Origin of the sequence: Psychrobacter sp. KFRI-CH2-11 (assembly GCF_038239325.1) — a bacterium.
Classification (GTDB): domain Bacteria; phylum Pseudomonadota; class Gammaproteobacteria; order Pseudomonadales; family Moraxellaceae; genus Psychrobacter; species Psychrobacter celer.
The window spans coordinates 2,646,071-2,660,387 of the sequence record NZ_CP151283.1 but is presented as its reverse complement, the minus strand read 5'-3'; the positions used below and the strand labels follow the sequence as shown (position 1 = coordinate 2,660,387).

Annotated in this window: 13 protein-coding genes, 1 tRNA gene and 1 other RNA gene; 11 read left to right on the top strand and 4 right to left on the bottom strand. The window is 47.6% G+C overall.

What is annotated here, in order from left to right; translation table 11 throughout:
* Positions 1-18 precede the first annotated feature (18 nt).
* The 3 genes from AADH33_RS11030 to AADH33_RS11020 form a co-directional block, all read right to left on the bottom strand.
* Positions 19-438 carry a hypothetical protein gene (locus AADH33_RS11030; protein ID WP_348548899.1) on the bottom strand — a complete coding sequence of 140 codons (420 nt, stop codon included), beginning with the start codon at positions 436-438 and terminating at the stop codon, positions 19-21.
* A 377-nt stretch (positions 439-815) separates the two neighbouring features.
* A complete protein-coding gene (locus tag AADH33_RS11025; RefSeq protein ID WP_348548898.1) occupies positions 816-3,260 on the bottom strand; it encodes a YgiQ family radical SAM protein in 2,445 nt (814 codons plus the stop codon).
* 104 nt (positions 3,261-3,364) lie between these two features.
* The gene (locus AADH33_RS11020) at positions 3,365-3,832 is read right to left on the bottom strand and encodes an Lrp/AsnC family transcriptional regulator (protein ID WP_348548897.1); all 468 of its coding nucleotides are present in this window, start codon (positions 3,830-3,832) and stop codon (positions 3,365-3,367) included.
* Positions 3,833-4,059: 227 nt separating this feature from the next.
* Between AADH33_RS11020 and rarD the strand changes: the two genes are divergently transcribed.
* Positions 4,060-5,064 (top strand): EamA family transporter RarD, encoded by a 1,005-nt coding sequence (gene rarD / locus AADH33_RS11015; protein WP_348548896.1) that lies wholly within the window; start codon positions 4,060-4,062, stop codon positions 5,062-5,064.
* A gap of 102 nt (positions 5,065-5,166) precedes the next feature.
* On the opposite strand, the gene smpB is transcribed toward rarD, so the two are convergent.
* On the bottom strand, positions 5,167-5,643 hold the full coding sequence (gene smpB / locus AADH33_RS11010; protein WP_348548895.1) for an SsrA-binding protein SmpB: 477 nt from the start codon (positions 5,641-5,643) through the stop codon (positions 5,167-5,169).
* Positions 5,644-5,866: 223 nt separating this feature from the next.
* Here smpB and coaD point away from each other — a divergent pair, with 223 nt between their 5' ends.
* The 10 genes from coaD to AADH33_RS10960 all read left to right on the top strand — a co-directional run bounded on the left by coaD (position 5,867) and on the right by AADH33_RS10960 (position 14,287).
* Positions 5,867-6,385 carry a pantetheine-phosphate adenylyltransferase gene (gene coaD, locus AADH33_RS11005; RefSeq protein WP_075102063.1) on the top strand — a complete coding sequence of 173 codons (519 nt, stop codon included), beginning with the start codon at positions 5,867-5,869 and terminating at the stop codon, positions 6,383-6,385.
* Positions 6,386-6,482: 97 nt separating this feature from the next.
* Positions 6,483-6,731, top strand: a complete 249-nt coding sequence (locus tag AADH33_RS11000) for a YfhL family 4Fe-4S dicluster ferredoxin (protein WP_348548894.1) — start codon at positions 6,483-6,485, stop codon at positions 6,729-6,731.
* A 111-nt stretch (positions 6,732-6,842) separates the two neighbouring features.
* Positions 6,843-8,156, top strand: coding sequence for an adenosylmethionine--8-amino-7-oxononanoate transaminase (gene bioA / locus AADH33_RS10995; RefSeq protein WP_348548893.1), 1,314 nt, complete (start codon positions 6,843-6,845; stop codon positions 8,154-8,156).
* Positions 8,153-8,878 carry a dethiobiotin synthase gene (gene bioD / locus AADH33_RS10990; RefSeq protein WP_348548892.1) on the top strand — a complete coding sequence of 242 codons (726 nt, stop codon included), beginning with the start codon at positions 8,153-8,155 and terminating at the stop codon, positions 8,876-8,878. Before bioA ends, bioD begins: the two co-directional genes overlap by 4 nt.
* An 86-nt stretch (positions 8,879-8,964) precedes the next feature.
* Positions 8,965-9,321: RNase P RNA component class A (rnpB, locus tag AADH33_RS10985), an RNA gene on the top strand.
* A 171-nt stretch (positions 9,322-9,492) separates the two neighbouring features.
* Positions 9,493-9,569 (top strand) — tRNA-Met (locus AADH33_RS10980).
* A 247-nt stretch (positions 9,570-9,816) separates the two neighbouring features.
* A complete protein-coding gene (locus AADH33_RS10975; RefSeq protein ID WP_207969427.1) occupies positions 9,817-10,629 on the top strand; it encodes an ABC transporter permease in 813 nt (270 codons plus the stop codon).
* 61 nt (positions 10,630-10,690) lie between these two features.
* Positions 10,691-11,362 (top strand): ABC transporter ATP-binding protein, encoded by a 672-nt coding sequence (locus tag AADH33_RS10970; protein ID WP_075102002.1) that lies wholly within the window; start codon positions 10,691-10,693, stop codon positions 11,360-11,362.
* Positions 11,331-12,446, top strand: a complete 1,116-nt coding sequence (locus AADH33_RS10965) for a capsule biosynthesis protein (RefSeq protein ID WP_075102003.1) — start codon at positions 11,331-11,333, stop codon at positions 12,444-12,446. Before AADH33_RS10970 ends, AADH33_RS10965 begins: the two co-directional genes overlap by 32 nt.
* Before the next feature lie 71 nt (positions 12,447-12,517).
* Positions 12,518-14,287 carry a polysaccharide biosynthesis/export family protein gene (locus AADH33_RS10960; protein WP_348548891.1) on the top strand — a complete coding sequence of 590 codons (1,770 nt, stop codon included), beginning with the start codon at positions 12,518-12,520 and terminating at the stop codon, positions 14,285-14,287.
* Positions 14,288-14,317: the final 30 nt, after the last annotated feature.

The window sequence follows — 14,317 nt, the reverse complement described above, 5'->3', positions numbered from 1 at the left end:
ACGACTAAATCTTAAGTATTATCTACCGATCTGGCAGTTTACTTGATATTCTTTACCGTTTGCCCATTTGATAGCAAAGATACCTTTGTCGCCCTTCATATGCCAAGCATAGACTGCTTCTGGATTTGAGTCATTGATATAGCTGGCTACGTCACCTTGTACGCCGCCGTTTAAGATAATTGGCTGCTCTGCCCATTTTACTTTAGGCATGGTGGCGTTTAACATAACTTGTTTTTTATTGATAGACTGTTTTGCCATGATTTGGCTGTCATCAGTACAGGTATAAGGTGCTGGTGCCATACGGTCGTAAGCGGCATCCGTGACGCTCTCTGATGCTGGCGTGTTTGTAGCGTTTGGCGTGGTCGGTGCGGTCGTGGCACAAGCGCTTAGCAATGCTAGGGCAGGTAAGGCAGTGACGATTTTGGTTAGGGTGTTCATAGTATTCTCCAAATATTTAACAAAATTATAAGAGGTCTTAAGACGTCTATAACAATTATCATGTATTTATTATTAACAAAGCATTAAGCTAACAATGCATTAAGCACAGGCATAAGCATATAGAGCCTATGGTAACGAAAGCCGCCTTTGATGAGTGTTAGAAATTGTTTGTTACATGTTCATTAAGTTACGTAAACACTGACTAATGTAACGCTATGGGACAGTCGTTAGTGATAGCCGGCTCGCTGCCAGTGCCACATTTGACAGTTAATTCGATATAACACCCTACAATTATCAAAAAAACGCCTGCCGACAGTTGGTCGATAGGCGTTTTGCTTAAACAGCGCTTGGGATAGTCACTCTAGCCATAGCCAAGACTATTTAGTCTTGCGCGGCGGCAGGCCCGTATGCTGCGTCTGAAAGTTGCCTTTACTGACGCGCTTTTTGCTATTTTTGTTCCCAGCTTTATTGGTCGTTGGGCGCTCAGAGGCGCGGTTGCTGCGTTTGAGCGAATCATTACCGACGCGGCTGTTCTTTTTGCGTGCAGACTGGTAGCTGTCTTGCACCGCATCACGGCCTTCTAGATGGGCATTATATGGCGGTATCAGGCAGCCGCGATTTTTACCAATTAAGTCACTACGGCCCATGTCTTGTAGCGCTTTACGCAGTAGTGCCCAGTTTTTTGGGTCATGGTAGCGAAGAAAGGCTTTGTGCAATTTGCGCTGCTTGCCTGATTTGACGATGTCCATATCACCACCCTCACGGCTGACCTTGTGTAGCGGGTCTTTGTGGGTATGGTACATGGTGGTGGCGGTCGCCATGGGGCTAGGATAAAACGCCTGCACTTGGTCGGCGCGGTAGCCATTACGCTTTAGCCACAGCGCAAGGTTCATCATGTCCTCATCTTTGGTGCCAGGGTGGGCGGCGATAAAGTAAGGAATCAGATACTGCTCTTTGCCAGCCTCGGCGCTGAAGCGCTCAAACATGGCTTTAAATTCGTCATAGCTGCCCATGCCAGGTTTCATCATCTTGGACAGTACGCCTTCTTCTGAATGCTCTGGGGCGATTTTTAGATAGCCACCGACATGATGGCTGACCAGCTCTTTGACATACTCAGGGTCTTTGACCGCCAAGTCATAACGCAAGCCTGAGGCGATTAGAATTTTTTTCACACCTTTGATATCACGGGCTTTACGATATAGCTGGGTGAGGTTGCTGTGATCGGTAATGAGGTTTTCACAGACATCAGGATAGACACAAGACGGCTTGCGGCAGTTTTTCTCAATGGTCTCATCTTTGCAGTTGAGGCGGTACATGTTGGCAGTAGGGCCACCAAGATCGGAGATGACACCTGTGAAGTTAGGCGCAGTATCGCGGATGGCTTCGACTTCACGTAGGATGGAGTCCTCTGAGCGGTTTTGAATGATGCGGCCTTCGTGCTCAGTAATTGAGCAAAAAGTACAACCGCCAAAACAGCCGCGCATAATATTGACGGAGAATTTAATCATGTCATAAGCAGGAATACGGGCATCGCCGTAGCTCGGGTGTGGTAGACGCGCATAAGGCAAGTCAAAGACGTAGTCCATCTCTTCGGTCGATAGCGGAATCGGTGGCGGGTTGAGCCAGACATCGATAGAGGTGAAGGAGTTGCCTGCGCCGCTACTATGGCGCTGCACTAGCGCTCGCGCATTACCGGGGTTAGTCTCAAGATGCAGAATTCGGCTGGCGTGAGCGTAGAGTACGGGATCTGATTTGACATGATCGTAGTCGGGCAGACGAATGACCGTTTGCTCACGTGGCGGCATTTTAAATTTATGCTTACGCGCAGTCAGCCTTTTATCATCAAAGCCGCGCATCTGCACCACTTGCGTATCAGTATCGACTTGCTCAGCGTTGAGGACTTTATTAGAGACAGGCTCTGCGACAAATCCCGCATATTGCGCAGACATACCAGTCATGGCTTGGCCAACAGGTGAATCGCTAGGTTTTTCTTGTTCAATCTTACAGCTATCAACGTCTTCGGTCATCACATACGGGTTGATAATCGGATCGACACGGCCGACCGTATCGACGTCATTGCTCGCGACTTCCGTCATATGCGCTTGCCAATGGCGGCGTGTCGGTGTCAATAGATACGCCGTACCCCGCAAACTGCTCATCTGCTCAAAAGTATAGCCTTTTGATAGACCATGCACCACGTCGACGATAGCGCGCTCAGCATTACCGTATAACAAGACATCAGCGCGCGAGTCGAGCAAAATACTACGGCGCACTTTATCGGACCAGTAGTCATAATGGGCGATGCGGCGTAGGCTGCCTTCGATACCGCCTAAAATGATGGGCACGTCAGGATAGGCTTCGCGGCAACGCTGACTATAGACGATAGCAGCACGGTCCGGGCGTTTATTTGCCACATTGCCTGGCGAGTACGCATCATCACTACGTATCTTGCGATCAGCGGTATAGCGATTGATCATGCTATCCATGTTGCCGGCGGTGACGCCATACGCGTAAACCGGTTTGCCAAGCTCCATAAAGGCGTCTTTACTCTTCCAATCAGGCTGCGCGATGATACCGACGCGAAAGCCTTGCGACTCAAGTAAGCGCCCGATGATTGCCATACCAAAGCTTGGATGATCGACATAAGCATCACCTGAGATAATAATCACATCGCACGCATCCCAGCCTAGCGCGTCCATCTCTGCGCGAGTCATCGGTAAATAAGGCGCTGGCTCGTAGCAGCTTGCCCAATGCTTATCATAGTCATAAAGCGGCTTAGTGCCTTGTTTAAAGGCGGTATGGGCAATGGTATCGGCAGACATGGGCAGACCTGTATATTTGAGGCTAATTAAAAGGCGCTCATTTTAACATGAATTACACTCAGGATGTGATATTCAATTACCGATAAGTGGTTGATAGTTTAAGATTAATCCAACATTATCTTCGTACCACTTTTAGTAAAGTTCATCACAAACTGACTGCTAAAACTGCGTACATTATTATCATACGTCAGTAAATCGCGAGTGAATTGGTGATAATCTTGCATGTTTTTGGCATTGACCATCAGCATAAAGTCCGCATCCCCTGACACCTCATAACAGCTCATCACCCGTGGCTGGCTACTCATCAAGCGCTCAAATCGGTGCTGCATCGAGTTATTCGAGCGTAGCATCTGGATCATAACCACTGCTGTCAGGCCATATCCCACCTTGTTTGGATTAACGATAGCTACTTGTTTGCTAATCACCTCACTATCTATTAACGCTTGTACGCGTCGCTGCGCGGTTGCAGTAGACACGTGTACTTTTTCGGCAATGGTTTTTAGCGGTAAAGTCGCATCGTCTTGTAATAGATTCAATATAGCTTTGTCGGTGTGATCAAGAGTGTACGTCATAGTAGTAGGCTTCTTAATTAGGCGAGGATTACTAAACAATAAGGATAATCAGTAATAAAACTGAACCGTGATAAATAATGAATAATACTGTGATATTACGGTAAAAAAATTCAAAAATAGTTAATTATAGAAATAATATCTCAAAGCGCTCGCGTAAACTAGCTTTCCTCAGCTTAATAACAACAAAGATGCTGAGCCATAAAATCTAGTTCAATTTTGGAGCGTTTATGTCAACCACTACCTTATCATCGGTATTTACAAGCACTGTCTCACGCTTGCCTGTACCTGCGATCTGGGCTTCAGGTAGCGCCAAGCAGCGCACGCTAATCATGGGCGCGGCATTAGCGGTATTGTCGAATGTATTATTTGGCGTACTTTATGCTTATAGTCATTTTTTAGCGTCACTATCTGGCACGCAAGTTTTTATCTGGCGCATGCTAGCAATGTGGGCAGCGCTAGTAGTGTATTTAGTGGTTAGCGGGCGTTTAAGCTTACATATTGATAAGTTAAGACAGCTAAGATCAATCAAGCAGTGGGCATGGTTACTATTACCAACGCCAATATTTTTGAGCCAGTTTTGGCTATTTATGTGGGCACCAGTCAATGGTCAAGGCGTACAAACGGCGATGGGCTATTTTCTATTTCCCTTAATGATGGTAGTGTTTGGCTGTGTGCTATTCGGTGAGAAGCTGAGCCGTTTGCAGTGGCTAGCGGTAGGCTTTGCGGCGCTCGGCGTTGGTAGTGAGATTGTGCGTACGCAAAGCATGTCGTGGGCGACGCTTTGGGTGTGCGGCACTTATCCTATTTATTATATTTTGCGCCGCTTGCAGGGCATCGGGGCGGTGACGGGGTTGTTGGTGGATTTGACCATTTTTGCGCCATTCGCGCTCGCGTATTTATGTTTGTTTGCGCCGAGCAGTGTCGCGCTGGTGAGCGGCTCTGGGTTTTTTATTTTGATGCTGGCAGGACTGGGCGTGCTGAGTGTGCTGGCGATGAAAACCAATGTCGATGCCAGCCAGCTGCTCCCTGTCAATGTTTACGGCATGATGAGCTATCTGGAGCCTGCGTTGCTGTTTATTTTGGCAATCACGATCTTGGGCAATCCATTTGAGTCGGCGATGATATATAGCTATGGGCTGATCTGGCTCGGTATTGTGTGTTTACTGCTTCATGGTATCCGTCAGCTGCGCGGTGCTAAAAACGAGACGTTAGGTACAAAAGCTGCCGCTTAACGCATGTACGCTGGGGTGATATTTATAATAAAACAGGACGATTTACGCGGTGGTAAATCGTCCTGTTTATCAGCTCGATAGGAGCAACGCCTGCCAGAGCATTTAATCCAAATGCTGCTTAAAGCCGCGCTGCTTATCGCGCTCCCAGTCGCGGTCTTTCAGGGTTTTACGTTTATCGTGTTGCTTTTTACCGATGGCAAGGGCGATCTGACACTTGACCATCGAGCGCTTCCAGTAGCAAGACAGCGGCACACAAGCATAGCCCTTTTGATTGACCGCGCCATATAATTTGTCGATCTCGCGGCGGTTGAGCAGCAGTTTACGGGTACGGATGCTATCGGGGCTAATGTGCGTCGAGCTAGATAGCAGGGGCTGGATATGAGCACCAAACAAGAAAGCCTCACCATTACGAAAGGTAATATAAGCCTCGGTGATGGACATTTTGCCTGCACGAATGGCCTTGACTTCCCAGCCTTGCAATGACAAGCCTGCCTCAAAGGTTTCTTCGATAAAATACTCGTGCCGCGCTTTTTTATTGGCGCAGATTTGATTGTCTGGTTTTTTTGCTTTTTTTGACATAAATTCTCCATCAGGATGTCAGTGCGCTGCATCCTTGTCTTACCATTCCTCATCCAAGACCATCGGCGGGCCTACTATTTGAGATGAGTCGAAGCGCTTATTGTAGCAAAGCAAAGGGGCAAAAGGTAAACCGGCTGTTAGGACAAATGTAGCAGATAAGTATTAAATGTAGGCAAAATTTGCTAGCATGTGCAGTATCATTAACGACCAGATTAGCACTGCTATGAATTCAGCAAATGTCGCCCATGCTTCAAAGCTTCAGACCAAGATTTTATACCCTGGCACCTTTGACCCCATTACCAATGGCCATGTCGATTTGGTGACGCGCGCGACCAAATTGTTTGATGAGGTGGTCATTGCCGTGGCATCAGGGCACCACAAAAAACCGCTGTTTAGTTTTGAGGAGCGGGTGGCCTTGGTCGAGACGGTGTTTGCAGATTTGCCGCAAGTGTCGGTGGTGGGTTTTGAAGGTTTGCTCGTGGATTTTATGCGCCTGCAAGGTGCCACTGCCGTCTTGCGTGGCCTGCGTGCGATGTCGGATTTTGAGTATGAGTTTCAGCTGGCCAATATGAACCGCGAGCTCGATGAAAATTTTGAGGCGGTGTTTTTGACGCCATCGCAAAACTACTCGTTTATCTCATCGACGATGATTCGTGAGATTGCCAAGCTTGGCGGCGATGTCAATAAATTTGTGCCGCCTTGTGTCTCGCAAGCTTTTGCCAAAAAGCTCACGCTTAACTAGCCGTCACCGTTTATCTGCTGACAGTTATTTTATCCTTCACCAAACTCGCCAGAGTAATCTGCCGCGCTTGTTATTAGTCATACATAAGGAGCAGTTTATGGCATTGTTAATCACTGACGAATGCATCAACTGTGATGTCTGCGAGCCTGCTTGTCCAAACGAAGCCATCTCTGAGGGCGATGATATATATGTGATCGACCCTGACCTGTGTACAGAGTGTGTCGGTCACTTCGATGAGCCGCAGTGCGTGGTCATCTGTCCTGTCGACTGTATTCCAAAAGACCCCGATCATGTCGAAACCGAAAGCGATTTATTGGCCAAATACAAGCGTATCACTGGTCGATAATGCGCTGAGATGCTGCTGCCCAACAACGCCTAGGAATAATATGATGAATACGGATGTTCAATTGCCCAGACACTTTTTTCAACATACATACTTTTCGTTTGCGAGCGGACGATGAGTATGCCTACCAGCGACTTCGACCACCAGCACTTGTGGCATCCCTATGCCAGCTTGCCGCCTACTTATCCAAATATCGTCATTGACCATGCCGAAGGTATCTATATCGTCACTCAAGATGGCACGCGCCTCATAGATGGCATGTCGTCATGGTGGGCAAGCGTGCATGGCTATAACCATCCGGTGCTCAATGCGGCAATGACTCATCAGCTCGGCAAAATGGCGCATGTGATGTTTGGGGGCTTGACCCATCAGCCGGCGATAGACTTGGGTGAAAAACTGCTCTCCATCGTACCAGCAGGCCTCGATGCTGTTTTTTATGCTGATAGCGGCAGTATTGCGGTGGAAGTTGCGCTAAAGATGGCGCTGCAGTATCAGATTGCCGCCAAGCGTCCGCAAAAGTGCCAGTTTGCCTCGACGCATTCAGGCTATTATGGCGATACGTGGCACGCGATGAGCGTCTGCGATCCTATCAATGGCATGCATAGTTTGTACGGTAAGCAGCTGCCGGTGCAGCATTTTGTTCCAGCCCCGCCATTGGGGGTTGATCGCGCTTTGAGCGCAGCTGAGCGTCAGACGTTAAGCGATTTTTTTGCCAACAATAGCGAGCATTTAGCAGGGTTTATCATCGAGCCTATTATTCAAGGCGCAGGCGGCATGCGCTTTTATAATCCGGAGTATTTGCAATTACTGCAGCAGTTATGTAATGCGCATGATGTGCTGTTGATCACCGATGAGATCGCCACAGGCTTTGGCCGTAGTGGTAAGCTGTTTGCCTGTGAGCATGCCGATATCAGCCCCGATATCATGACCGTGGGTAAGGCGCTAACGGGCGGCTATATGACCTTTGCGGCCACCTTATGCACCCGCCATATTGCCGATACCATTCATCACAGCGATTATCCTGCACTGATGCACGGGCCCACCTTTATGGGTAATCCGCTGGCCTGCGCGGTCGCTTGTGCGTCGATTGATTTGATTTTGTCTTACGATATCGAGACACGTACGGCAGATATGCAAGCTGTTATGGAGTCGCAGCTTGCGCCTGCAGCGACATTGGATGGTGTCAAAGAGGTACGTTGTTTGGGCGCGGTCGCTGTCATTGAATTGGATGAAGCGGTCGATATGCCCGTTTTTCAATCCTTACTGATTAAAAATGGCATTTGGGTTAGACCCTTTGGTAAATTGGTCTATATCATGCCTCCCTTTGTCATGACGGATGATGAGCTAGTGACGTTATGCCGAGCGCTACTGACCGTCGTTACCTCTTATTTAAATCAAACCTGTGTCACCAATAGAGCGGCTATATGAGTGTGCTATTTATCTCCGGTATCGATACCGACATTGGCAAAACTTACGCCACCGGCATGCTGGCTAAGGCCTTGATGCAGCAGGGCATAAATATCATCACCCAAAAGCTGGTACAAACGGGTGTTGGGGTTGATTTGGTCAGTGGTGAGATGGATATTGCTGATGATATTGTTACTCATCGCCAGTTGATGGATGTACCGCTACAGCCGTGTGACCTTGCTCACACCACATGCCCTTATCGTTATAAAAAACCAGCGTCGCCGCATCTGGCGGTCAGGCTGGCCGATGACGTGTTAGACCCTGATGTCATCACTCAGGCGACGCGGCAATTGCAAGTAAACTACGATGTGGTGTTGCTAGAAGGGGCAGGCGGCTTGCTCGTACCCATAACCGAGCAATTACTGACGCTAGATTATATTGCCACCCAAGGCTATCCAGTGGTTTTGGTGACCTCAGGTCGCCTTGGCAGTATCAATCATACTTTGCTTAGTCTTGAGGCCATCAAGGCGCGCGGTTTAACGCTGCATAGCGTGATTTATAGTCCCATTCATGATAATGCAGCTCAGACAGATACTGAGATTGCGACGAGTACCATGGCGTTTTTACAGCACCATCTGCAGCAGTACTATCCGGCCACGTACTGGCTGACCCTGCCCTATATAAAGCAAGATAAGCAACGCCACACTCTGCCAGATTTTTATTTGCCAAATGGTTTTATCTGAGACGGCTACAAGCGATTATTTGACGAGGCGAAATTAGTCACAAAAGATATTCCCAGATGAGCCTTGGGTTTGCTATACTAACGCCCTTGGTAGACTAGGCGATCGCCGCTGCACACTGGCAACAGATGCGCAGGGGAGGAAAGTCCGGGCTACATAGGGCAGCGTGCCAGCTAACGGCTGGGCAGGGTAACCTGACGACCAGTGCAGCAGAGAGGAGACCGCCCCGCGCAAGCGAGGTAAGGGTGAAAGGGTGCGGTAAGAGCGCACCGCGTGGCCAGCAATGGTGCACGGCATGGTAAACTCCACGCGTAGCAAGACCAAATAGGCATCGGCATGGCGCGGCCCGCGTTCGATGCGGGTAGGTTGCTTGAGCGTATCAGCGATGATGCGCCTAGAGGAATGATCGTCCACGACAGAACCCGGCTTATCGGTCTACCAACTTTTTTATGCTTCGTTTTTTAAGCGTTGTGTTTAAGCATTTTTTTACGCTTCGTTTGTATAGTTAGCAGTGATGTTTTTGCGCTTAATTTGAATAAAATTCATTTTTTTTGCAAAAAAAGCCAATTAGGGGTTGACGATACCCACCTCTATCGGTATTATACCGAGCCTTAAATGGCGATGTAGCTCAGCTGGTTAGAGCGCACGACTCATAATCGTGAGGTCGAGAGTTCAAGTCTCTCCATCGCCACCATATATCATAAAACCTAATCAGTTTTAAAAAGCCAATCTTTTATGATTGGTTTTTTTTTGCCTAAAATAATTTAAAAAATCTATCAGGCTGAGGGCTTTTTATCATGAAGCCGCTTATAAAACAGCCATTAAGCTTACGGATTTCTTGCTATATCATTGGTTTATCGGTTTACTCACAGATTAATTCTTGTAACTTATGTCCTGCTTACTTATCATAGGGGCTGTTTTCGGTAAAGTCCTGTAACGCCATGTCTGTACAATTGCCTCCTTATCGTCCCATCAAGCACCGTAGTGGCCTTAAAGTCATGGGTGCGGCATTTCATGCGTTGCTGATGCGTGAGCTACAGACGCGCTTCGGTGGTTATCGTTTGGGCTATCTGTGGGCGCCGCTTGAAGTCTTGTTTCAAGTGCTTATCTTTTTGGTTATTTTTGGCGTGATTATTGAACGCGCTTTACCAGGGATGGGTTTTCCGCTGTTTTTGGTGACAGGCATGGTGCCTTTTCGCATGTTTCAAACGATAGCGACGAGAGCATTAGGCGCTGTTGAAGGAAACAAAGGCTTGTTGATGTATCGCTCGATACGTCATATTGATGTCATTATTGCTCGATCGGTATTAGAACTAATCATCTATTTTATTACCTCGATTATTTTGTTAGTTGGTTTGGCCTTTTTTGATATTTATGCCAGCTTAGAGAATCTACATATCGTACTGTTTTGCTGGATCACACTGTTTTTATTTAGTTTTGGCATTGCACTGATGATGATGGTTATTGGTTATTATGGTGGTGAGATTAGCAAGGTGATTACCATTATATTTACCATCTTGTACTTTGCTTCCGGCATTATTTACCCGATTCATGTGGTACCAGAGCCATACTTTAGCTACCTGCTTTATAATCCTTTTATTCATAATATCGAGCTGATTAGGCATGCTTTTGCCCCTAACTATCCCGCTTATCATATTGATATCACCTATTTTTTAAAGTGGACAGTAGCTGTTAACTTCTTAGGTTTGCTCATGTATAAAGCGGTAGAAAAAGATCTAATACGCTCAAAATAAAGCTCGTAGTATTTCATTTTTATGATATTTATAATATCTAGTTTTATTTTATGGTAAATAAATGATTGAAGTTAAAAACATTTCTAAGTCATTTATGACAAAAAAAGGTCGGCATTATCTTTTTAAAGATCTCAATCTGACCATTGGTGATAAGCAAAGTGTTGGCTTGCTCGGGCGTAATGGCGCGGGTAAGTCAACCTTGCTGCGTATCATCTGCGGACTTGATGAGCCAGACCATGGTGAGATCATCACCGACTCTACCATCTCATGGCCAGTCGGTGTGGCAGGGGGCTTTCAAGGCAGTTTGACGGGTCGGCAAAACGTCCGCTTTGTGTGCCGGCTGTATTCTAGCGGGGCCTATATCGATGAAAAAATTCGTTTTGTCGAAGAGTTTGCAGATATTGGTAACTATTTTGATATGCCTGTCAAAAGCTACTCATCTGGTATGAAGGCTCGTTTGACCTTTGGGCTGAGTCTGGCGTTTGATTTTGATTATTATATGCTCGATGAAGCCGGAGCGGTGGGTGACGCGGCATTTCGTAAGCGCAGCGAAGAGATTTTGGCCGCCCGCCGTGAGCAAGCAGGGTTTTTGATAGTGTCGCATAATATCGGTGATATTAAGCGTAACTGCGATATTGGTATTGTATTAATGGATCAGACAGCACACGTCTTTGAAGATACAACAGAAGCGATTGAGGTTTATGAAAAGCATATCCACAAAGCAAAAAAGTAAGATAATTAACCTCTCGTTATTTATCGGCTTAGTCATACTGCCTTGGGTGCTCGTGATATTTTATGTCATGACGCTGGCTCATCCGCGTTATATATCGACCGCTGATGTGGTGGTAAAGCAAGTCAGCGAGTCAAGTGTGCCGTCCGGTGGTGGTCTGTCTGCGCTACTGGGTGTCAATAGCACCAGCAAAGAAGACGCCACCTATCTGACGGAGTACATCTTATCGAATGATATGGTCAAGCGCCTTGATGATAAGTTTAAGTTTCGCGAGGCTTATTATGTCGATGGTTCAGACCCCATCTATGAGATTGATCCGGATGCCACGCAAGAAGAGCTGCTCGATTACTTCAAAAAGCGGGTACACATCAACCTCGATGAGCAAAGCTATGTGCTGTCGGTGGCGACAGAAGCCTTTGATTCACGCTACGCGTTTGAGCTAAATAAAACCATCCTGAACGAGTCTGAGCAATTCGTAAACCGTATCTCACAAGAAGTTGCGCGTGATCAGTTGGTGTTTGCCGAAACCCAATTAGAAGAGTCACAAGATCGCCTAAACGACGCCAAAGAAAAACTACTCAATTATCAAAACACCAATGAGATTTATGACCCGCAGGCCAACGCCCAGATTATCAATCAGCTGATTGGCAGCCTACAAGGACAGCTGAGCTCTCTACGTACTGAGGAGCGGCAACTGCTTAGCTATCTCAATCCTGATGCGCCGCAAGTGGTGTCGATCAGAAGCCAAATCAAAGCGATTGAAGCGCAAATTCGTCAAGAGCAAACCAAACTGACCTCGCCAAATACCACCAAGCTAAACCGTCAAGCGGTGCAGTTTGAGACCATCAAAGCGGATGTGGACTTTGCCACAGAGCTGTATAAGCTATCGCTATCATCACTTGAAAAGGCGCGCCTAGAAGCCTTTAAAAAGATGAAAAACCTGATTGTGATCTCAACCCCTTATGAGGCCGAAGAGGCGTTGTATCCACGCCGCGCTTATATTATTTGGACATCACTTATATTGTTATTGATATTCTACGGTTTTGTGCGTTTGGTGATGGCCGTTGTTCGCGATCATCGTAGCTAGTTTTGCGGTCTGCCAGCTTTGACCGACCAGATATCACTAATGATCGACAGATCAGTAAAGGAAGTTAATTCATGAATACGAAACCACGTGCGATCGTGATGATGATAAGTGTGGCGATGGCTGCTATGAGCATGTCAGCAAACGCCGTCAGTTATGCCGAGCAAATGGCAGGCTCTAGTTTTGGTACAAGCGCCAATAATGCCAGCCAAGATCAAAACCGCAATAATATCAATGTCTCAACCCAAGCGTTTGCTGGCGGTGTACCCGGGCAGGCCACCACCCAAGAAGCGGTGAATGCCGCCAGCTTGCCCAGTCAGTCGGTTATTAACACCACCCGCCCTTACCAAGACATCAACACCCAAGACATGATGTTTGGTGAGCAGCTATTTCGCGGGGCTTTTTCGACCACCTCCGGCTCGACCTTTAACGACAGCTATGTGATCAACCCAGGCGACAATGTCCAAGTACGCATGTGGGGCGCTTATCAATTTGCCTCCACCATGACAGTCGATCCACAAGGCAATATTTTCTTGCCAAACGTCGGTCCGGTACGTATCGCTGGGGTTCAAAACGGCAACTTACAAAACGTGGTCAAAAGTGCGGTCAATCGTATTTATCGCTCAAACGTCGGCGTCTATGCTTCTTTAGAGCAAGCACAGCCGGTCAAAGTATTTGTCACCGGTTTTGTCAAACAGCCTGGTTATTATGGCGGGCTGGCGGCGGACTCGGTGCTGTCTTATCTCGATAGGGCGGGTGGCGTCGACCCGACACGCGGCAGCTTTATCGACATTCAGATCAAACGCAATGGCCAAATGCTCCAGCAAGTCAATCTTTATGATTTTTTATTGGCCGGTAAGTTGCAGCCTTTTGCCTTTCGTGATGGTGATGTGATTACAGTGGCCCCGCAGAAAAAAACCTTTGAGGTCAGTGGTCAAGTACAAAACGAATATACCTTTGAGTTTGATGTCAACGACCTGACCATCGGTGATGTCTTGCAAGTGGCCAATCCTGCCGCCAACGCCACCAACGTCAGTATTACCCGCAGTGCAGGCCGCGCCCAGACGGCGGAGTACTACTCACTGGCAGAGGCGCAAAACGTGCCTGTCTATAATGGTGATCAGATGGTGGTGACCTCGGATCGCTATGCTGGGACGATCGCAGTGCAGGTAAAAGGAGCACATACGGGCAATGGCGCGATGGTGGTGCCCTATGGCGCCCGTCTCAAAGACATCGTGCCGCAATTGCAGCCAAGCCCGCTGGCTAAGTTGACGCATTTGACCATTTATCGTCAGTCAGTCGCTGAGCAGCAAAAACGCATGATCAATGAGTCGCTTGATCGCCTAGAAGAGCTGACACTTGCCACGCAGTCAACGACTCGTGAAGAGGCCGCCCTGCGTCAAGATGATGCCGCTTTGGTCAAGCAGTTTGTGGCAAAAGCGCGAAATGTACAGCCAGATGGCCAGATCGTTGTGGTGCCAAACTCATGGCAAGACATTATCCTTCAGCAAGGCGATGTCATCGAGATCCCCGCGCAGACGTCTGTGATTACGGTCAATGGACAGATACGCGCGCAAGGGGCGTTGACCTTTAACCCAGATTATACCGTCGGCGATTATGTGGCCAATTCAGGCGGCTTCGGTGATAATGCAGATACCAAAGAGATTTTGGTTATCCACCAAAATGGCGCCAGCGAAGTGGTGAATACCGCTTATCGTATCCAGCAAGGCGATGAGATTATGGTGTTGCCAAAGGTTAAAACCAAACGGGTAGAGATTGCGCGCGGACTGTCGCAGATTTTCTATCAGTTGGCCATCGCTGCAAAAGTGGTGCTGGATCTATAACGACTGATAGGCGTTTTATAGGATAAGGTG

Excerpts from the sequence above, each read along its gene's own strand:
- smpB (WP_348548895.1), bottom strand. The coding sequence starts at position 5,643 with ATGTCAAAAAAAGCAAAAAAACCAGACAATCAAATCTGCGCCAATAAA.
- AADH33_RS10970 (WP_075102002.1), top strand. The coding sequence starts at position 10,691 with ATGATTGAAGTTAAAAACATTTCTAAGTCATTTATGACAAAAAAAGGT.
- AADH33_RS11030 (WP_348548899.1), bottom strand. The coding sequence starts at position 438 with ATGAACACCCTAACCAAAATCGTCACTGCCTTACCTGCCCTAGCATTG.
- AADH33_RS11000 (WP_348548894.1), top strand. The coding sequence starts at position 6,483 with ATGGCATTGTTAATCACTGACGAATGCATCAACTGTGATGTCTGCGAG.
- AADH33_RS10960 (WP_348548891.1), top strand. The coding sequence starts at position 12,518 with ATGAATACGAAACCACGTGCGATCGTGATGATGATAAGTGTGGCGATG.
- bioA (WP_348548893.1), top strand. The coding sequence starts at position 6,843 with ATGAGTATGCCTACCAGCGACTTCGACCACCAGCACTTGTGGCATCCC.
- bioD (WP_348548892.1), top strand. The coding sequence starts at position 8,153 with ATGAGTGTGCTATTTATCTCCGGTATCGATACCGACATTGGCAAAACT.
- AADH33_RS10965 (WP_075102003.1), top strand. The coding sequence starts at position 11,331 with ATGAAAAGCATATCCACAAAGCAAAAAAGTAAGATAATTAACCTCTCG.
- rarD (WP_348548896.1), top strand. The coding sequence starts at position 4,060 with ATGTCAACCACTACCTTATCATCGGTATTTACAAGCACTGTCTCACGC.
- AADH33_RS11020 (WP_348548897.1), bottom strand. The coding sequence starts at position 3,832 with ATGACGTACACTCTTGATCACACCGACAAAGCTATATTGAATCTATTA.
- AADH33_RS11025 (WP_348548898.1), bottom strand. The coding sequence starts at position 3,260 with ATGTCTGCCGATACCATTGCCCATACCGCCTTTAAACAAGGCACTAAG.
- coaD (WP_075102063.1), top strand. The coding sequence starts at position 5,867 with ATGAATTCAGCAAATGTCGCCCATGCTTCAAAGCTTCAGACCAAGATT.
- AADH33_RS10975 (WP_207969427.1), top strand. The coding sequence starts at position 9,817 with ATGTCTGTACAATTGCCTCCTTATCGTCCCATCAAGCACCGTAGTGGC.